This window comes from Kitasatospora sp. NPDC091257, assembly GCF_044757675.1.
Lineage (GTDB): Bacteria > Actinomycetota > Actinomycetes > Streptomycetales > Streptomycetaceae > Kitasatospora > Kitasatospora lactacystinica.
On record NZ_JBIVVI010000976.1, the window covers coordinates 1 to 3,524 of the forward strand.

Consider the following 3,524-nt stretch of genomic DNA (forward strand, 5'->3'; position numbering starts at 1 on the left):
GCGCCCACCTATATCAACACCACTACCAACCCTCTGCCCCACCACGCCGCGGTTCCGTTCTGGGTGGGATGCTCCCTTCTCTCCCTGCCTTTTCTTTGGGCGGGCCCGCGTCGGGGGACGCGGGCCCGCCCAACTTCTTTGATCGGTCACCGGACCTGTTGCCGCTGTTCCGGCTTGTCTCTCTCGGCCGGGCCGCCTGGACCTTGTTGTCCCGGCGGGGAGGGGCGGGTGGGCGACCTGTGTTGAGGAGCGTGGCGGTTTTGGCTCTCTCCGCACAGGAAGTCGGTCAGGCCGACTTCCTGTGCGGGGAGTGGTGGCGTAGCCGTTGCCGCTTCGGCCAAACCGAAGCGGCAACGGGCTGTGAGGCGAAGTGAATGGGTTCGGTGGCCCCGGTGGGTTTTGGCCGGGGCCACCGGTTGCGCAGGAAGTCGGCCGGGCCGACTTCCTGCGCAGAACGAGGCGGGGCCGTCAGCGGGCGGCGGCGCGCTGGAGGGCGCTGGCGAGGAGGGCGAGGTCGGTGGGCCCGTTGCCGAGCTCGCGGACCGGGCGGCGGGCAGGCGGGGCGCCGAGCTGGAGCGGGTCTATGGCGACGACGGTGGGCCGCAGGGTGGCGGTGCGTGGGATGCGGCCGCTGATCCGGGCGGTCTGGAAGGCGGTGACGCCGCCGTCCGGGAGGCGGAGGTAGCCGCGGCCGGGGGTGTCCTCGGGCAGGGCCGCCGCGTCGCCGAGGTGGATCAGCAGGTCGGAGTCGGCCGGGTCGTCGGTGCGCAGGGCGATCCGGAGCAGCGCGGCCTCGTCCACCTCGGTGCCGGCGCTCTCCTCCGGGCGGCCGGTGGCGACGGCGAGGTGCACGCCGAGCGGTCCGCCGCGGCGGGCGACGGCGGCCAGCGCGCGGGTGAGCGGGCGGCCGGCGGCGGAGGTGGGGGAGAGCAGCGCGTCGTAGTCGTCGACGACGACGACCAGCCGGGCGGGCGCGGCGGCGGGCCCGGTCGGGCGGGGGCCCTCCGCGCTGCGTGGCGGGATGATCCGGGGCGTGGTGGCCGCGCCGCCGCCGACGGCGGCGGGCACCGGGACCCTGGGGTGCTCCGCGTGCGCCTCCCGCCCGTCCAGGCCCTGCTCGTCGAGGATCCGTGCGGCGTGCCAGGAGGCGAAGTCCAGCCCGTCGAACAGCCGCTCCCGCAGGGCGAGTTCGTCCTCCAGTGCCTCGGCGGCGAGCAGTGCGGCGCGCGGGTCGGCGGCGGCGTTCACCCGGCCGGTGACGTGCGGCAGGTCGGTGCAGCCGTCGAGGCCGTCCTGGCCGTCCGGGGTGGCCCGGCCCTCGATGATCGTGACGGTCAGCCGCTCGGGTCGTTCGGAGACGGCGAGCGAGGCGACCAGGGTGCGCAGCAGCTCGGTCTTGCCGGAGCCGCGGGCGCCGCCGATCAGCAGGTGCGGGCCGCCCGGGTCGGGGGAGGGGAGGGTGAGTTCGGGGTCGGCCAGGTCGAGGGTGCAGAGCTCGTCGCGGGTGGTGCCGAGCAGGGCGGTGGCGGCGCCGATGCCGCCGGCGTGCGCCTCCCAGCGGGCGGACAGCTTGGCCGGGGTGACGGTGTCGAGCTGGAGCAGGTCGAGCAGCCGCAGCACGTCGGGCAGCGGGCCGCGGGCGGCCGGGACGGCCTCGCGCAGCGGGGCGAGGACGCGGGCCAGCCGTTCGGCCCAGGCGTCCGAGACGGCGTCCAGCGACACCTCGTGGAGGGCTTCCCGGCCGCGGGCGACCGGGCGGTTCAGCGAGAGCTGGGTGCCGACCTCGCCGGTGATCAGGGCGGTGGCGCCGAGGCCCCGGGGGAGCAGTTCGGGCTGCTCGGCGAGGCAGATCGGGAAGATGCCGACCGCCGGGCCCTGGCGCAGCAGCAGGTCGAGTGCCTGGCGGGCGGCTTCGGTGGCCGGTCGGCCGTCCACCACGACCACGGTCGCGGGGTGGCCGCCGAGGCCGCTGGGGCCGCTGAGCCGGGCGGTGAGCTCGGTCAGCCGGGCGGTGGCCTGTTCGTCGTCGAGGCCGATCAGCAGTCGGCAGTCCTGGCCGTCGACCGGGCGCAGGTGGGGCAGCCACAGGGCCCAGGCCCAGGTGTCGGCGCGCTCCTCGGCGGTGCGGGCCTGGTCGGCGTCGACCACGACCAGGCTCAGCCCGGTCGGCGGGTGCAGCGCGGCGAGCTGGGCGACGACGGCGCGGGTGAGCGCGTCCAGGCGCTCGCGCGGGCCGCTGAGGCCGAGGCTGCCGGCGGTCTGGAGGTCGAGGGTGACCGGGACGGCGGGCAGCGTGGTGCCGGGTGTGGTGCCGGGGCCGCCGGGGCGGTCGGCGGTGCCCAGGCGCAGGGTGAGCGCGTCGGGGTGGCCGGGGCCGCGTTCCCAGAGGCGGGGGCCGGGGCCGACGGCGTTGAGCAGCAGGGTGGCGAGGTCGGGCCAGCGCTCGCGCTGGGCGGCGGTCTGGCGCAGCCGCACCGCGGCGTGGTGGCGCTCGGCGCTCTCCTGGCCGGGCGGCTCGGCGGTGCGGCCGGGCAGCAGGGAGAACAGGCCGCGGCCGCGGCCGGGGGCCGGTTCGGGGGCGGTGGGCGGCTCGACCACGGGCGGCGCGGGCCGGGCCGGGCCGGGGGCGGCGAGCTGGAGGTGGCCGTTGCCGTCCGGCAGGGCGGCGCGGGCGGTGCCGGCGGCCTCGGCCGGGGCGGGGGTGGTCACCTGGAGGGTGGACTCGCCGATCCGCAGCACGGCGCCGGGCTCCAGCGGGACGGCGGCCTCCGGCGGGCCGGGCGGGACGAGCCGGCCGTCCAGCGTGGTGCCGTTGGTGGAGCCGAGGTCGCGCGCGGAGACCCGGCCGTCCTCGGCGAGGTGCAGGGAGAGGTGGAGCCGGGAGACGTCCGGGTCGTCGAGCGGGACGTCGGCCTCGGCGGAGCGGCCGACCCGGATCTCCCGGCCGTGCAGCCGGTGCACGCCGCCGGCGTCGGGGCCGCCGACCACGCGCAGCTCGGCGGCGGCGGGGGCGTCGTCGGGGTCGTCGGCGGTCGGGTCGGGCTCGTTCAGGCTGAGGACGGCGCCGTCGAGCAGCGGGGGGTGGCCGAGCAGGGTGTGCTCGTCGACCCGGTGCGCCCCGGCGTACAGGTGCACGTGGGTGGCGGCCCGCGGCCCGCGCACGCCCACGGCGCCGGCGAGCGCACCCGCGATGGCGCCGAGTGCGGTGCCGACGGGCGCGGTGACCAGCACGTCCACGTAGGGGATGGCGGAGCCGGCGGCGGCCGGGCCGCTGCGCGGTCGGAGGACGGTCAGCCGGATCTGCATCTCGCCCGCGGGTCCCTTCTGCTGATGTGAACCTGGTACCGCTGCCCGGTGCCGTGGGCACCGTTGGGCCACACGAGTGGCGAGTGTCCATCCTGCCATCCGTCGAGGACGGTCCGCGCACCGTACCGGATTTGACGATCTTGCGATCGGCACCGTGACGGGGCGACGGGGAGTCAGGGCCGACCGCCTCCTCGCGGGGTGCCCGGGACCTTCCCTAG

Annotated in this window: 1 protein-coding gene; it reads right to left on the reverse strand. The window is 77.5% G+C overall.

From position 1 onward, the window contains the following. Positions 1-468: 468 nt before the first annotated feature. Positions 469-3,306 carry an FtsK/SpoIIIE domain-containing protein gene (locus ACIQOV_RS33020; RefSeq protein WP_401054410.1) on the reverse strand — a complete coding sequence of 946 codons (2,838 nt, stop codon included), beginning with the start codon at positions 3,304-3,306 and terminating at the stop codon, positions 469-471. Between the last annotated feature and the right edge of the window lie 218 nt (positions 3,307-3,524).